General features: G+C 36.0%; 10 protein-coding genes and 1 pseudogene. 2 read left to right on the top strand and 9 right to left on the bottom strand.

Annotated elements, in window-relative coordinates:
• Positions 1 to 287: 287 nt before the first annotated feature.
• Positions 288 to 2,516, top strand: coding sequence for an ATP-binding protein (locus DI076_RS00640; RefSeq protein WP_108958132.1), 2,229 nt, complete (start codon positions 288 to 290; stop codon positions 2,514 to 2,516).
• A gap of 35 nt (positions 2,517 to 2,551) precedes the next feature.
• Here DI076_RS00640 and DI076_RS00635 read toward each other — a convergent pair whose 3' ends face one another.
• The 3 genes from DI076_RS00635 to DI076_RS00625 form a co-directional block, all read right to left on the bottom strand.
• The gene (locus DI076_RS00635) at positions 2,552 to 4,234 is read right to left on the bottom strand and encodes a sensor histidine kinase (RefSeq protein WP_108958131.1); all 1,683 of its coding nucleotides are present in this window, start codon (positions 4,232 to 4,234) and stop codon (positions 2,552 to 2,554) included.
• Between the two features lie 90 nt (positions 4,235 to 4,324).
• Entirely contained in the window at positions 4,325 to 5,098 is a 774-nt protein-coding gene (locus DI076_RS00630; RefSeq protein WP_108958130.1) for an indole-3-glycerol-phosphate synthase, read from the bottom strand.
• A 9-nt stretch (positions 5,099 to 5,107) separates the two neighbouring features.
• On the bottom strand, positions 5,108 to 5,440 hold the full coding sequence (locus DI076_RS00625; RefSeq protein WP_108958129.1) for an STAS domain-containing protein: 333 nt from the start codon (positions 5,438 to 5,440) through the stop codon (positions 5,108 to 5,110).
• 60 nt (positions 5,441 to 5,500) lie between these two features.
• Between DI076_RS00625 and murD the strand changes: the two genes are divergently transcribed.
• Positions 5,501 to 6,910, top strand: a complete 1,410-nt coding sequence (murD, locus tag DI076_RS00620) for a UDP-N-acetylmuramoyl-L-alanine--D-glutamate ligase (RefSeq protein ID WP_108958128.1) — start codon at positions 5,501 to 5,503, stop codon at positions 6,908 to 6,910.
• A gap of 3 nt (positions 6,911 to 6,913) precedes the next feature.
• On the opposite strand, the gene DI076_RS00615 is transcribed toward murD, so the two are convergent.
• From DI076_RS00615 to DI076_RS00590, 6 genes and pseudogenes are all read right to left on the bottom strand, one after another.
• Positions 6,914 to 7,750: an enoyl-ACP reductase FabI gene (locus DI076_RS00615; RefSeq protein ID WP_108958127.1), complete on the bottom strand. Its 837-nt coding sequence runs from the start codon at positions 7,748 to 7,750 to the stop codon at positions 6,914 to 6,916.
• 71 nt (positions 7,751 to 7,821) lie between these two features.
• Complete coding sequence (locus DI076_RS00610; protein WP_108958126.1) at positions 7,822 to 9,795, bottom strand: HD domain-containing phosphohydrolase; 1,974 nt, start codon at positions 9,793 to 9,795, stop codon at positions 7,822 to 7,824.
• A 51-nt stretch (positions 9,796 to 9,846) separates the two neighbouring features.
• Positions 9,847 to 10,848 (bottom strand): hypothetical protein, encoded by a 1,002-nt coding sequence (locus DI076_RS00605; RefSeq protein WP_108958125.1) that lies wholly within the window; start codon positions 10,846 to 10,848, stop codon positions 9,847 to 9,849.
• Positions 10,845 to 13,190: a tetratricopeptide repeat protein gene (locus tag DI076_RS00600; RefSeq protein WP_108958144.1), complete on the bottom strand. Its 2,346-nt coding sequence runs from the start codon at positions 13,188 to 13,190 to the stop codon at positions 10,845 to 10,847. The genes DI076_RS00605 and DI076_RS00600 overlap by 4 nt, the downstream gene beginning before the upstream one ends.
• Positions 13,191 to 13,287: 97 nt before the next feature.
• A complete protein-coding gene (flgE, locus tag DI076_RS00595) occupies positions 13,288 to 14,682 on the bottom strand; it encodes a flagellar hook protein FlgE (RefSeq protein WP_108958124.1) in 1,395 nt (464 codons plus the stop codon).
• A gap of 68 nt (positions 14,683 to 14,750) precedes the next feature.
• Positions 14,751 to 15,290 (bottom strand): annotated as a pseudogene (locus DI076_RS00590) (flagellar hook capping FlgD N-terminal domain-containing protein); the annotation flags it as partial.
• Positions 15,291 to 15,306: the final 16 nt, after the last annotated feature.

Raw genomic sequence — 15,306 nt, 5'->3', positions numbered from 1 at the left:
TTGTAAAAATTGTCCGGGATTGATTCTTTTTTTTCAGGTTTGAAAAACCAGAAAACTGGGGTTCGAGAGTATTCCATCGCCCTAATGGTTTGCAGTGATGCAAGATTGAAACTGATATCTGTGAAGTTAATTGACCATTTATCGGCAGAGATTCTTATAACATACGTCATTCGACTGTTACAAAGATTCTAAATTCCTAGCTTAGAAATTTAGAAAATAAACTTGACCATTCCCAAAAATCAAGTCAGTTAAAAGGCGCATTTCGCTTGGAAACAAATTGTAAACAGATGAAGGTATATGCAAAAATAATCGTATTCTTATGTTTCCTTTTTTTTCTTTTTTGCAAACAATCACACGAAACTCTCCCACAAATCCAAAATGGTGTCTTAGATCTACAAACAATCTTGTTTCATACCCAATCGACTTTCCCATTACATGGAGAATGGAAATTTACACCCGGTGTTTTCACAGAAGTTGATACAAACGATACCATTTTAGTTTCCATTCCTGACACACCCAACTGGAACCAACACCAGAAAAAAGCTAACGATGAAGGCTTCGGAATTGGTACCTACAAACTCACGATCCTACTTCCAAAAGAAGAGAAACGCTTAGCAATTCATTTACCCCTGATACACTCTGATTGCAAAATCTTCCAAGACAAGGGACTGATAGGAGAATTTGGTTCGTTCGATGAAGAAAGTTTTATGGATCGAATGCCAAGAGTTTTTTCCTTAAAACCAACAAACCAGTCTCAGGTGACACTTACCTTTTATGTGAAAAATCGATTTTATCATTTTGGTGGGATTCGGATTCCACCCATCATAGGAACAGAAGAAGAAATTTATAAATCAATCCAAGTTTCCATTTTACAAGAAGCAATCTTAGCAGGTGGACTTGTTTTTTTAGGTTTATACCAACTGGGAATCTATTTCACACGAAAAAAAGTGAAAGGTTCCCTATACTTTTTTCTATTTTGTATCCTGATGTTTTTCCAAATTTTATCCACAGGCTCTCAAAGCCTCTTCTTGCTAACTGGCAAAAAAATGGGAGAACTCGTCTACAGAATTGATTTGTTTACAGAATATTCGGGAGTGATTGCTGGATTATTTTATATTCACTGCCTCACGAAAGAATACATAAACAAAAAAATCATTTATGTATTTTCATTCCTGATCTTGATACCACTAATCAATACAATTTTTGGAAGTGTTAGGTCAATCAGTTCTTATCACTTCTATGTCCTTTACCTCATCATCCCTATTTTAATTTTACATTTTTATTTGATATTTCGTTACATCCGAGACAAACGATCTGGTTATATCTACTTGGGGTTATCAGTTTTATTTTTAATTGGTGCAGCGACAAATGACATCATTTTAACTCTTATCCATAGAACAGAACCAATGTATTTGAACCTTGGTCTCCTTTTATTTGTATTTTTCCAGTCTCTCTTTTTATCCAAACATATTTCTGGTGAAATTGTTTCTGCTGAAATCAAATTCAAGGACGTATTGTTCCAATTAATACAATCCGAAAAATTATCATCAATTGGGATGACCGTAACAAGTGTCGCACATGAAATCAATTCGCCTTTAAGTGCTGTAATTTTAACAAGTGATTCTATTAGAGAAAATATTTCTGATTTCTTCAAACAACTCCCACAATTGGAATCCATTTCCAAAAAGAGCTTTCCTTTTATTTATTCTATCATCGAACAAGCATTAAACCAAGAAAACTTGCCAACAGGAATCGAATTCAGACAAAAAAAATCCCAAGTTCTAACTGAATTGGAAGAAAACAAAATCGAATTTAGCGAACAATATGCAGATATTTTCGTAACACTGGGAGTGGTCGAATTACAAGAGGAATGGATTCAAATTTTACATGATTTCAATTCAAAAGCATTACTTTTGTTAACAGAAAAAATTGTCACGATTTTACAAGGGACTAACGCTATCCAATCTTCTGCAAATCGTGCTATCAAAATCGCACAAGCTCTCAAAAACTTTACCCATTTTGATCCTAAAGCAGAAATCAAAACCATTCAATTGTCAGAATCACTGAATCAAATTCTAACAATTTTGCAAGGTTCACTCAAACACGGAATCGAATTAAAAACAAATTTCATCAATATCCCACCAATTGAATGTTATCCGGATGAACTCAACCAAGTTTGGACCAATATGATCCAAAACGCCATCCAATCGATGAATGGGAAAGGAAAACTCAACATCGAAATCAATCAGACGATTCTAAAGAACAATCCATTTGCCTATGTCAGCATCGAAGACTCAGGTCCTGGTGTACCAAAAGAAATATTAGATAAAATATTTGATCCTTTTTTCACAACGAAACCAATTGGCCAAGGAACTGGTCTTGGATTGTATATTTCGAAACAGATCATTGAAAAACACAAAGGGATCATTGATGTAAAATCAGCGAAAGGAAATACAAAATTCATCGTATATTTGCCTTATAGCCAAAAATCAAATTTAGAAGAGAATTTATCTTAATCGTTTCAAAAATAAAAACAGATTTTTATCAAATTCTATTTGGGATCAGGCAAACGAAAACTAACAGTAGTTCCCTTCCCCTTTTCACTTGTGGCCCAAATTTCTCCACCGTGTAATTTAACAAATTCATGGCATAAAATGAGACCAAGTCCCGTGCCTTTTTCTCCTTCTAACCCTATACTTGTTAACTGTGCATCTAAACGGAATAATTTCTCTAAATCAGAGCTATTCATTCCGACTCCATTATCTTTGCATTCAATTCGTACACCATCCTCTTCTTGTGAGACAGAGATTTGGATTTTTCCATTGTCATTGGTAAACTTAATCGAATTGGAAATCAAATTTCGTAAGACCGCTTGGATCATTTCAGAGTCTGCATAGACAAACGAAAATTTTTCGGGGATCTCTACAGTGAACTGAATCCCCTTTTTCTGAATCAAAGCTGCCATTTGTTCGGTAATCTTAGAAACAATTGTCCGAAGGTTGACTTCTTTGGGACGGAATGGCATATTGCCTGTTTGAGTTCTTGCCCAATCAAGAAGTTGTTCCAACAAACTATAAACTCGCGAGGCAGATTTTTTAATTTCAAAAACGGTTTCCCTTTTTTCAGAATCGGTATAGGTATCAAAGTCCTCGTACATCAGTTCTGTGATTTGTTTAAAGGAACCTAACGGATTCCGTAAATCGTGAGCAATGATCGAAAAAAATATATCTTTTGTGCGATTGGACTCACTTAAAAGTTTTTCGGATTTGTGTAATGCTTCAATCGCTTGTGTTTTTTCAAAAATCTGAGTTCTCAGCAACTTAGTTCGGTCATATACTTTTTTTTCTAACTCAAACCGATTGAACAATAACCTTTGGTATTGTAAGGTGATAAACTCAGCAAGTATTGCATACGGTATCAAAAACGAAATGAGATAAATATAAGAATCAAAGATAACCGGTTGTACGAATGGTCCAACACCTAATCGAGTCATTAGTACACTCGACAAATACAATAAGAATACACCTAATGTGACTCCCTTAATTTGGAACCGATACCCTAAATAAATTAGAATCAGAAACGAAAGAAAAAATAAATAGGGAAATTGATAAACAATCACTGCTTGGAAAACGATAAATATGATTGTCCAGAAAACGAGACGTAAGGATAACTCCTTCCATACCAATTTCCTCCAAGCCATAAACATCGGAACAGTAATAAAAATTCCAATTGTATCACCAAAGGTAATTACAACGAGGGTTCGAACGATTTCATTTAAATTTAAGTTATGAAAGTATCCAAAGGAATTTAGTACCATTCCGATAAGTAAAATCGAAATTAAACTAGATAAAAAGGCAACATATACGATAAAATAAAAATTATCTTTTGTCGAATTGAGGTTTTTTCTTATTTTTTTAGTCCAGAAATAATAGGCGAGAACTGATTGAAACGCATCAACTGTCGCAGTTAAACAAATACTAAGATACAATTGAAATTGTGTGAGTTGGAATTGACTGCTAATCAAACCATCTTTATTAGCAAGAAAACTTGCTAACCAAACAATTGGGAAAAATCGATATCCGAAAAATATACATCCGATGAGACCAATCCCAGAAGGGATCCATAATACAGCCAAATTCATAGGTTGGAATGCAAAATATTCCATACCCAATTTGGCAGAACCAATGTAGGCTAAAAAGAGGAAGATACCTTTTAAGAATGACTTCCAGACCATAGTTTTCTATATTAAAAAACCTGAATTTATAAATAAAACAACATTTAATTCAAATAATTAGAATGAATTCGATTCGAGTCCTATTATTTTTCAGTTTCGATTGGCAGTTTTACCATTCAGAAGAGCCAAAAAATCAGCAGGAATGTTTTTACTTTTCATAAAAAATGTTCCGACTAACATAGAATCAATCATTCCTTTGTATTTTTGCCAATCTTCAAAAGATTCGATTCCTGACTCAGCCACTCGGATGATCGACGAATCCAATTTAGGTGCAATTTGTTCAATTAGATTTTTGTGAATTTGAAATGTATCTAGGTCGCGTGTATTGATCCCAATGGTATTTGCCCCCATGTCTAATGCAATATCCACTTCCTTTTGGTTATGGGTTTCCACGAGGACAGCAAGACCAAGTCGAGTCGCATGTTCATGTAAAAGTTTTAATTGTTCTGGTGAAAGGATACGAACAATGAGTAAAATTGCAGAGGCACCATAAGCATACGCTTCATCGATTTGAATTGGATCTAAAATAAAATCCTTACGAATGACTGGAACAGAAACCTTGTTTGCAACAGATTGTAAATCACTCAGGGAACCATAAAAATACGATTTATCAGTCAGGACAGAAATGGCACCTGCTCCTGAACTTTCATACTCGGTGGCAATGGAGACCGGATTGTAATCGGGCCGAATCACTCCAGCACTGGGACTACCTTTTTTGCATTCGGCTATGACCGAGATGGATGTTGTTTTGAGATGAGATTTCCAATCTCGAATGGGAATCGTTCTGTCGGGTAAAACCTTACCACGACTTTCATTGATTTCAGAATGTTTCGTTTCTACAATTTTGTGTAAAATAGGATTCAAATGAATTGGTCAAAAGGATTTTAACGCTGCTTCTTCTGAATCATAAATATCGAATAAGGAAGTCAGTTCGATGACATCAAAGATCCTTTTTACAGCTGGTTTGATATTGGAAATCTTAAGTAATCCTTCTTTGGAATTGAGTTTGCGTAAGGTAGATATGCAAGCACGAAACCCCGAGGAAGACATATACTCTACATCTTTCATATTGAGAAGAACCTTTCTATGACCTAAAGAGTCAATGAGTTCAGTGAGTCCCTCTTCCACTTCATTCGCCACAGAAACGTCCAATCGACCTTCCAAATAAACGACTAGTTTTCCGTCTTTCACTTCGTGTTTCAGCACCTATTTACCCAACCTGATATGATTTTACAAAATCGATGTATTTTAACGGAGTGTCAATCAATGTTTTCTGAATCCATACTGAGCCAATCTGACCTGAAAAATCTTCACTCATTTCTCATTTTAGGGGGTGGGTCCTCCGGTGATTCGGCAGCTCTCCTACTCAATTCCCTTGGGAAAAAAGTCATTCTCGCGGATCGTTTCCCAGAGAAAGCAAACCAAAGTCTGTATACGAAAGTTTTGTCCGATCTTATGCCACAAGAATGTCTTGATGGAATTGATTGTCTCATCAAAAGTCCAGGAATCCTACCAGATCACCCAATTTTAGAAACGGCACGTGGGAAACAAATTCCCATCCTAAGTGAGATTGCACTTGGCAGAATTTTTTTCAATGGACCAGTAATTGGGATCACTGGCACCGATGGCAAATCGACAACTACTGCTTTAACGTTTCATCTGCTAAAGAAAAAATACCCAAATGCAAAAATGGGAGGGAATATTGGAGTTCCGTTTACTTCGTTTTGTAGGGAAAATCCAGAGATTGTTGTATTAGAATTATCAAGTTATCAATTGGACGACTCACCTAACTTAAAACTGACGGCATCTGCCATCTTAAATCTTGCATCCGATCATTTAGAAAGGCATAAAACCATGGAATCCTATGCACTCGCAAAATGGAAAATTCAAAATTTGGAAGACAACAAACACCAATGTTTTGTGAATCCAAATTTTTTCACTTATACTCCATTTATGATTCCAACGAATTCCAATTTACATTTGGTTGGAGAAAATGAATCTTATTTTGTCACACAAAACCCAAATAAAATCCATACACCAAATCATGAATATGATGTTTCCTTATTCCCTCTAAAAGGAAAACACAACCTTATGAATTTATGTTTTGCCATTGCTCTTGCTGAGGTTGTGGGATTAAATCCAGACCAAATCCAAAGACAATTGGAAACATTTGATGGTTTACCACACAGGTTTCAATCCATTCCCACAGAAACCATCAATCCAAAATACCAGTCCATTCGGTTCATTAATGATTCAAAATCAACAAACTTACATTCGATGTTATCGGGAATCTCCGGTTTCAAAAAAGGTGATCCCATTTATCTGATATTAGGTGGAATTCCGAAAGTCGAACCAATTCAACCACTGATAAAAAGATGGAAAGAGTTAGAGTGTCCTCTATTTGTCTTTGGAAAGGCAAAAGAAGTTTGGGGAGAAGAATTAAATCTTACAGGATTACCGGTTTTTTATTTTGATGATTTAAAATCATTACTAACTGAAGTGAAAGAAAAAATTGATCATCATTGGTTAGCCAAATCAAATTTACAAAATGAGGAAATCCTGACGGTGATTTTTTCACCGGCAGGTGCTAGTTTTGATCTCTATAAAAACTTTGAAGAGAGAGGGAATCACTTTAAAAATCTAATCCAAGATTTTTTTGGAACAACCTTAAAGTAAGTTTTAACCTCGGATATGGTATCCACCATCCACATGTCGAATTTCACCAGTGATTCGATTGGAAGGACGGAACAAATAACATACTTCTTCTGCAAGGTCTTTTGCTTTTGCATTCCCAAGTGGAGAGGAAGTTTGGCAATGGATTTCAGCTTCTTCTAATCCTTCAATTGCAGAACCAGCTTTACTTGCTCGGTAAGGAGAAAATCGAATTGCATTCACTTGGATTTCTTTTTCTTGTCCCAATTCCATAGCCATCTCTTTCACAAGTCGCTCGAGTGCTGCTTTGGCAACACCAATGTTTTTATATGGATGAACTACAACTTTTTCTGCACCTAAATAACTGAGAGCAACAATGGATGCTCCGGTAGTTAAAAGATTTCGATTATAAAGGCTTTGGACAATCGCAAGTAAAGAAAAAGAGGAAACATTCATCGCATCCATAAATTCTTCTCTAGAAACGGTCATAATTGGTTTTACTTTCCCTTGGCGAATGGTTTTGTCCATTGCAATGGAGTGTAATAAAGAATGAATGTTTTCCTTTTTTTCTAACAAAAAGTCGGCAAAGGAATCTATACTCTCTTGGATGGTGACATCGAGAGGGAAGGTGATCACATCTTCACCTAATTCTTTTTTTACGGTATTTTGAAAATCTGCATATGTACGATCTAAAAAGTTTATGCTGTTTTCAGATAAATTTTTGTGAAAAGGTGTTTTCCCAAGTCCTGTGCAAATAAGTTTGGCACCTTGGTCTTTACATTCTTTTGCAATGATAAGTGCAAGTGAGGACGCATCTGTAATGCCAGTAATGATCACTGTGCGACCTTTTAGATTTTGGTTCATTTCTCCTCCTAATGCTTAGACACACAAGTTTCGGAGGTGCTTTAAAAGACGAACTTTTTTTCAGGTTTTTTTTATCGTTTGTGCTGAATTTTTTCGTAAGCACGACTTTCAATGAAGAGGTCGAGAAGGTCTCCATCAATGTGTTGGTCTCGCACTTCCATTTTTAAAATATCAAACGCCCGATCGAGTGGAACCGCTTTTTTATAAGGACGGTCCTGATCCGTTAACGCATCAAAAATATCAGCAATAGCCATCATTTTCGCCTGGACGGGAATCTCGACCGCAGACAACCCCCTAGGGTATCCCGACCCATTCAATTTTTCATGGTGGCCATGTGCGATACTCGGAACCATTTTGAGTTCTCTTGTCCAAGGAATTTTGGATAAAAATTGAAACGTATGTTCCACATGGGATTCAATTTCCCTCCTTTCTTCAAAATCCAAAGAACCACGACGAATCGATAAAAAATTAAATTCTTTTGGAAGTAACAAACTCAATTGGTTCCCATCAGTTGTGTGGTAACTCATTTTCGAAATCTCTTCTAAAAAGTTTGAATTCCCTTCTTCCAAAATAGTTGGTTCATTCGAATCGGTGATGACACGAACCATCTCGTCCAATTTTTCTTTCTCTAATGTATATTCTAATTCGATTGATTTTTCAAACTGAGGATAACCATTGTTACCGTGTTTTTTTAAGTATTCTATTTTTTTCTGTGCAAGTTTTGCTTCTACATCTTTCAGTATAAATTGGAATCTCCAACGAATGAGATCCAACTCATAATCTTCCAATTTTTTGGCTTTTACCAAAACCTTTTCTCTTACACCAACTTTTCCAAAATCATGTAATAAGGAAGCATAACGAATTTCTTTGATTTGAGATTCGTTAAAGTGAACATCTTTAAAACGTCCAACTTGCACTCCATTCACAGATTCAGCAAGTCCAACGGTGTACTGTGCCACACGAAAGGAATGACCAGATGTTGTTGGGTCCCTAGATTCTATCGCAGAAACACTAGCAGTGACAAACCCTTCAAACAAGGTTTCAATTTCATGGACAAGGTTATTGTTTTGGATCGCAACGGCAGCTTGTCCTGCAACTGCCATCACAAGTTCTTCCGAATATTTATCATAATCCAAAACTGAATTCGATTTCATTTCATCTAATGTCAGTTTGGTTTGAAAATTCTTTTTGCGATTGATGAGTTGGATAACACCTACTACTTCATCATGGTGGTCTTTCATGGGCACCACCAACATTGACTTTGAGTAATAATTACTCATTCGATCAAAATCACTGTTAAACTTATATTCTTCTTTGCCCGAAAGTTCGTATACGTTTGGGATATTTAATTGTTTGCCAGTAAAAGCAACATAACCTGCGATACTTTTTTTATTGATAGGGAGGATAAATTCATCACTATTTAAATCCAAGGCAGAAATTTTAAACCTTAAATTTCTTGGATTCCCCCTTTCATCTTTTTCCACCAAATACAAAGAACCAGAATCTGAATTGGAAATCTCGCGTGCTGAATTCAAAATATCTCGAAGTAATTTCGTAAAATCTTTTTCATTGGCTAAACTGATTCCAATTTTTGTTAGTTTTGAAATCTCATTCGTAGATACATTGATTCGTTTTTGGAGTTCAAACTTATCAACTATCATCTGCAAGCTGGTGAATGCATTTACCAAATTTTTGATGAGAAATACCAAAGGAGCATCATCTGGAACATTAGTGAAAAACAATTCCTCTTCGATCGACAATGCCATATAACCTGTGTAGTCGATTGGTGCCCGAACGATGATGTTGGACATAATTGTAGGATTTTCTTTTAAAAACTGATGGATTTCTTTGTGTTTATTTTCCACCTCATAACGAGAGATGTAAAACAAGAGTTTTATGATTTTTCCTTGTGAATCAAAATCTGTATTGGGTAAATCGGAGAGAGGAAGGACTTTTGTTTTTAGTTTTTTAGAAAAATCGGCGATTTTACCTTCAAAAAAAGGGTCATCCGTGATGATATATTTCGAATCCGAAGATGGGTTCACAGAATTACTATCGACAGCAAAAAATTCACTGTCGATTGTTTTTTCAAAAATTTATTCTGACTTTGGTTTGATTAGAAGTAGAAAGCCAAAAACTAAACTTGAAATTAGATAAAAACTCAAAAAATATAAGACTTGGACCCCTAACAAGACATAGGGTGAATGATTCCAATCTTTTGGTTCCACGACTAAAAACGGCAAAAAAGTTGCAAGTACGGACGGAACCAAATAGGAAACAACTCCTCGTTTTCCTGAATCTGACCATTTCAATTCATCTAGATAAAAATAGATTCCTCGACCAAACATTCCAATCCCAAATGCCAAAGGTATACTTACCAATAAATCTACACTGATCGCTGTTGAAAACCCGATACTTCCTAACCATACACCGATCTCAGCTTCTCTTGGGATGGGAACTTTTAGGTATTGAGAAATGATTGTAAAACCAATTAATGATGAAAATCCCAAAAGGACTGGTTTTGAAATGATTTCAATAAATTCATAATTTGTTTTGTAAGGTGATAAGAGGAATAGAATACAAGGTAAAAATAAAAATATTAGATACTGTTTATCTTCCTCCACTAACTTTGATTCGTTTGACTTTGCGGAATTCCAAAACATTTCCCGAGACCATACAAAAGCACCCATGGCAACAGTGAATGGTAAAAGCCGAGACTCATCCTCTGCGAACAGTTGTGATTGAAACAAATGGATCCAATAAAAAAAAGTCCCAAAAAAAAGAGTGAGTAAAATCGAAATCAAAAAACCGACAATTCGTGAATATGAGAATATTCTCTCTCCTAACACCTGAAACGCAAAAAACAAAATTAAATTGGTTTTTGTTAGAAGCATAAAAATGGATTGGGTATCCCAACCAAAAACGGAAATTCCCCATTTCGAAAGAGAGAATAAGAGAAAAATTCCGATGACAGAAAGACTCATCCAGTACAGTAAGAACAAATTTCTATTCTCTTTACTTGTTACAAACACCAAACTATACTGCAAAAAGAAAAGAGATGTAAAAAAATAAATAAAATCGATTTCTATCGAGATCATGGTATCACCTCTTCGCTGATACTAAATGGAAGGATCGAATAAGGAGGTTCTCCATTACGATCTAAACTTTGGAAATTATGATGAAACCCTCTTATGGATTGGTTTCCAATGAGGATAAACTTTTCTTTTCCCTTTGGTTTCAGTAGAATACTACGATTGAAAAAATACAATACTGGGTTTTCTTTAAGTTCCTTTCCAAGGTTTTGGAAATGAGGTAAAATTTTTGTGTAAGGTTCGTATATATCAATGGAATTTGCAGCTCGTATAATAACCGTTTTCTGCTTCAAATTAGGAATGGAACGATTCCTTAGAATCCAATGTTTGGGATCATTGTATTCAGTTTGAAAATCACCAACTCCATCTGCCGATAGAATTCGAATGTTAGAAAAAGAATATAATTTTTCTTTCAGTTCAGGTTTTACTTTTTTCAAAAAAAGTTCCACTTCTCCAGGTAATTCCCATAACACAACTTCCATTTTGGGAAAATGTTTTGCAACCGCTTGGGAAGTGACACCTGGATACTCGGGGTGGTTCAATGCAGGACCAATGTCTAAAAATACAACTTGGTTCCCTCTCTCATGTAATTTCAGGTCACCAAACAATGATTTTCTGAGAACTAACATCGATTTTGAGAGATAGGCATTTGGATTCAAAAGATCATCTAAGATTAAATTGGTATCTTCTAATCGATTTTCGTAGGTTCTCGCTCTGATCTCTTCATCTTGGGATTGGAATAAATACCTACCAGTATACGAACGAATTGTTTTTTCTTCTAATTCAGAAAAAAGTCCATTATTCGTTAGATTCCATGTATAAGGATAAATTGGTTTTCCAATTTCAAAATTCACAGTTGTTGGTATTGGTTCAATTTGGCCATAAGGTGAAAGTTTTACATATTGTTTGTAATACTCTTCCGATTCTTCGATATGATTTCTTTCCCTAGACAAAATACTCAAATTAAACAGTGCAAATCGATAATAAGGTTTTTCTTCGATGGCATACGTTGATTTTGCATGAAGAATCGATTCCCAAACTGATTTTGCGATACTCCAATTTCCAACATTATATTGGGCTGCTCCATACAATAGTAGAGATTGTAGGGCAATATCAAAATTCGGAATGGAAACCTCAAAGATTTTAGTGCGTTGTTCTTTTAACAATGTGATCGTCGCATCATATCGGCCCAATCGATAGAGAGTTTGTGCTAAATTGTAATCCAAATAAATCGTTTGGTATACATCACTGAGTTTTCCTTGGATAAAAGAAAGTTCATAGGCAGAAAGTTCTAACTGAGAAACATCAAATAACACCAATCCATAAAAATAGGAGTTTTGTATTCCATCTGGATCAGTTAAGAGTCCTAAAGTTTCATAGATTTTTTTAGCTGATGTCAGATAAAATATCGATTCTTCTTTTTTCCCATCTAACACCAAACATTTTCCAATTAAGGAAAGAATGTCTGCATAATCACTATGAAATACTTGTTTAGAGGATTCTTTTTCTCGTTTGGCAAAAGTTGCATATTCGATGGATTTTGAATACTCTGCTTTATCGAAGTAAAAATGAGAGATGTTTTTTGCAATTTGGAAACGTAAAAACTTAGATAATTTTGCATTGGAACCAACTTCTTTCCATATCTCCTTTAAATTATCCTCAGTTTGTTTCTCCAATCGATCCTTAACCTTAAGCCACTCTGTAAAATTGGTTTTCAAATTGAGAGAAACTAAAACAGTTTTTCGGCTCTCGGAACTAGCGTTAAAATCATATTCTGAGAGTTTCACAAATTCTGATTCAGAAAGAATTTCTTCCTCTGATACAAATACCCATTGCGGATTTCGTTTGATGAGTCGGTTGAGTCTTATTGTTTCATCTACCAAATGAGTGAGAGAAGATTGTACTTCCAAAATCAATTTTCCTCTTTCTTCGTATTTCACAAAGATAGGATTTCCCGTTGTCGTAGACTTGGACTCAACATAACGAAGCTTAGGAGTAAATTTGATTCCTTTTTCTTCCCATTGGAAAGTTCCACTTAGAATGATCTCCGAACGACTTTGTTTGGAAGGGGAAAGTTCAGAGTGTTTTCCCAGATACACAGCATCTGTTGTATTTTGGAATTGGAAATGGGTAGTTTGAAGTAGAAGTTGTATCGTCCTCGGGTCACTCATTTCCCTTTTGGAATCAAACTCACCTAAACTAAAAAAAACAACCGTCTCTGGAGTTTCTAACGTGATTGGAATTGATTCTTTTTTGACTACGTTCTTGATTGAATAGTATAACGGAGCATAGGCGATAGACGCCAGAAGGATGAAAATGAGGAGTGTATTTTTTTGAAAACGTGACAATTGAAACAATTCTAAAAAGTTTAGTTTGACCTATTTTTCTTAGAATTTTGCAGAACTCAAGGAAAAAACGGGGTTACCCCCGTCCTTCCACTACTTCTTATCGTTTGAGACCGAGAACTTCTTGGATCATCTGGTCGGATGTCACAATGGTTCTAGAGTTTGCTTGGAAACCTCTTTGTGTCACAATCATATCTGTGAATTGGTCAGAAAGGTCAACGTTTGACATCTCGAGTAGGCCGGCATTGATTTTGCCACGTCCTTGGCTTCCCGCTTCCCCAATGTTTGCTTCCCCAGAGTTTAAAGAGAAACTATACATCGTGTCCCCTTCTTTATTGAGACCCGCTGGGTTTGTGAAGTTGGCAAGAGCAACTCGTGCGAGAGGTTGGCGGACTCCGTTTGAGAAAACTCCCGTTACCGTTCCTGTGTTATCAATGGAAAACGATTCCATATATCCCATTGGGTAACCATCTTGTTTCACTGCTTTTGTTGTGAAGTCAGATGAGAATTGTGTGATTCCACCCACAAGTCCTGCTTCTCCAAGGTTCAAACTGAATTTTTGCGCTGTTGGATTTCCTGGAATGCGGAAGGAAATATCTGCTTGGAGTTTGCCTGTGGTTTGTGAATCCACACCATCGGATACACTGATGATTTTCCCATCTGGTGTGAAAGAAACTTCGAGTTCTGTATTTCCAGATACACTAGTGTTTTCACCACCTGTTCCATTTACATCCACTGACACTTGGCTTGCATCTTCTAGTTTAAAACGCATCTTCCAAACATTGTCGCGCATTTTATAAAATTCCACACCCATTTGGCGAGTGTTTCCTAATTCATCATAAACGTTAATGGAAGTTACATGGCCACGTCTTTGGCGAGGATCTGGGTCATTGATATAACGTTGGATGTCTTCTTCCGTTGCATCTGCTGGAACAGCTGCTACACTTGCATTGAGGTTAGATTGAAAGTCGACATTTCTTGTAGCACGAGCAGGTTCTTTGGAATACAGTGGGATTACGATATCTTCTAGAGACCCTGCAGAGTTGATGTATTTATTTCCAGTTTCATCCAGTCTTGAATTCCAACCTTGTACTTTAAGTCCGTTGGCTGGGTTTACATAAAAACCATTTTTATCTACGTTAAAAGCACCTGCACGTGTATAAAATTGTTTGTCTCCATCTTTAACAACAAAGAAACCTTCACCGGATACAGCAAGGTCAGTGTTTTTACCTGTTGTTTGTAAGGCACCTTGTGTCATGATTTTATCAATCGCAGCAATGAGAGATCCAAGACCTACTTGTTTTGGGTTTGTTCCCCCAATCCTTTCGTTTGGTTCAGAAGCACCTTGCAATTCTTGTGAGATCATATCTTGGAACGTTACACGTTCTGTTTTAAATCCATGTGTGTTTACGTTAGAGATGTTGTTACCGATAACATCCATTCTAACTTGGTGGTTTTTCAATCCGGAAACACCGGAATAAAGTGATCTCATCATAACGTTCTATCCTCTCTTTTTTTATCGACCTTTTTCAATTAATCCTGATAAGCTTCTTGTTTTTTTAACGTATTGTTTGGAATGTTTGTCGGACGTTGTTGTTGGAACTGTGTTTCTGACTTTAATAACTCTGGATCAGAGATTAAATTGATTTTTGAAACATCGAGCATACGACCATTCACACGAACATAGGTTTTACCTTCGTTATCAAACAAAATTGCACCTGCAAGGCCAGTGACATCTTCACCAGTCACTAAATCTGGCCCTGATACAATTTTACCTACAACCGAATAACTTTGTTTAGATTCCATCCGAGCAATTCCAGAAGAAATATTTTTCATCTGTTCGAGTGAAGAAAACTGAGCCATTTGTGCAATGAAGTCTTTGTCTTGTACTGGGTTTGTTGGATCCTGGTGAGACAGTTGTGTCAAAAGTAGTTTTAGAAAATCGTCTTTTCCTAACTCCTTTTGTTTTTCTCGGATTTCAATTCCTTTTAAACCACTTGTCTCTTCTTTTTCCAGTTGGTCCAAATGTTTGCGGATATTAAAACTTCTATCACCTTCAAAGTATTTTGTTCTTGCAGAATTTTGTGTAGAGATATCTTGCATTCCGTCTGGCATATTG

Origin of the sequence: Leptospira ellinghausenii, assembly GCF_003114815.1 — a bacterium.
Lineage (GTDB): Bacteria > Spirochaetota > Leptospiria > Leptospirales > Leptospiraceae > Leptospira_A > Leptospira_A ellinghausenii.
The sequence above is the reverse complement of the archived record's forward strand: the minus strand, read 5'-3'. Positions and strand labels throughout refer to the sequence as shown.

Excerpts from the sequence above, each read along its gene's own strand:
- DI076_RS00640 (WP_108958132.1), top strand. The coding sequence starts at position 288 with ATGAAGGTATATGCAAAAATAATCGTATTCTTATGTTTCCTTTTTTTT.
- DI076_RS00635 (WP_108958131.1), bottom strand. The coding sequence starts at position 4,234 with ATGGTCTGGAAGTCATTCTTAAAAGGTATCTTCCTCTTTTTAGCCTAC.
- murD (WP_108958128.1), top strand. The coding sequence starts at position 5,501 with ATGTTTTCTGAATCCATACTGAGCCAATCTGACCTGAAAAATCTTCAC.
- DI076_RS00615 (WP_108958127.1), bottom strand. The coding sequence starts at position 7,750 with ATGAACCAAAATCTAAAAGGTCGCACAGTGATCATTACTGGCATTACA.
- DI076_RS00605 (WP_108958125.1), bottom strand. The coding sequence starts at position 10,848 with ATGATCTCGATAGAAATCGATTTTATTTATTTTTTTACATCTCTTTTC.
- flgE (WP_108958124.1), bottom strand. The coding sequence starts at position 14,682 with ATGATGAGATCACTTTATTCCGGTGTTTCCGGATTGAAAAACCACCAA.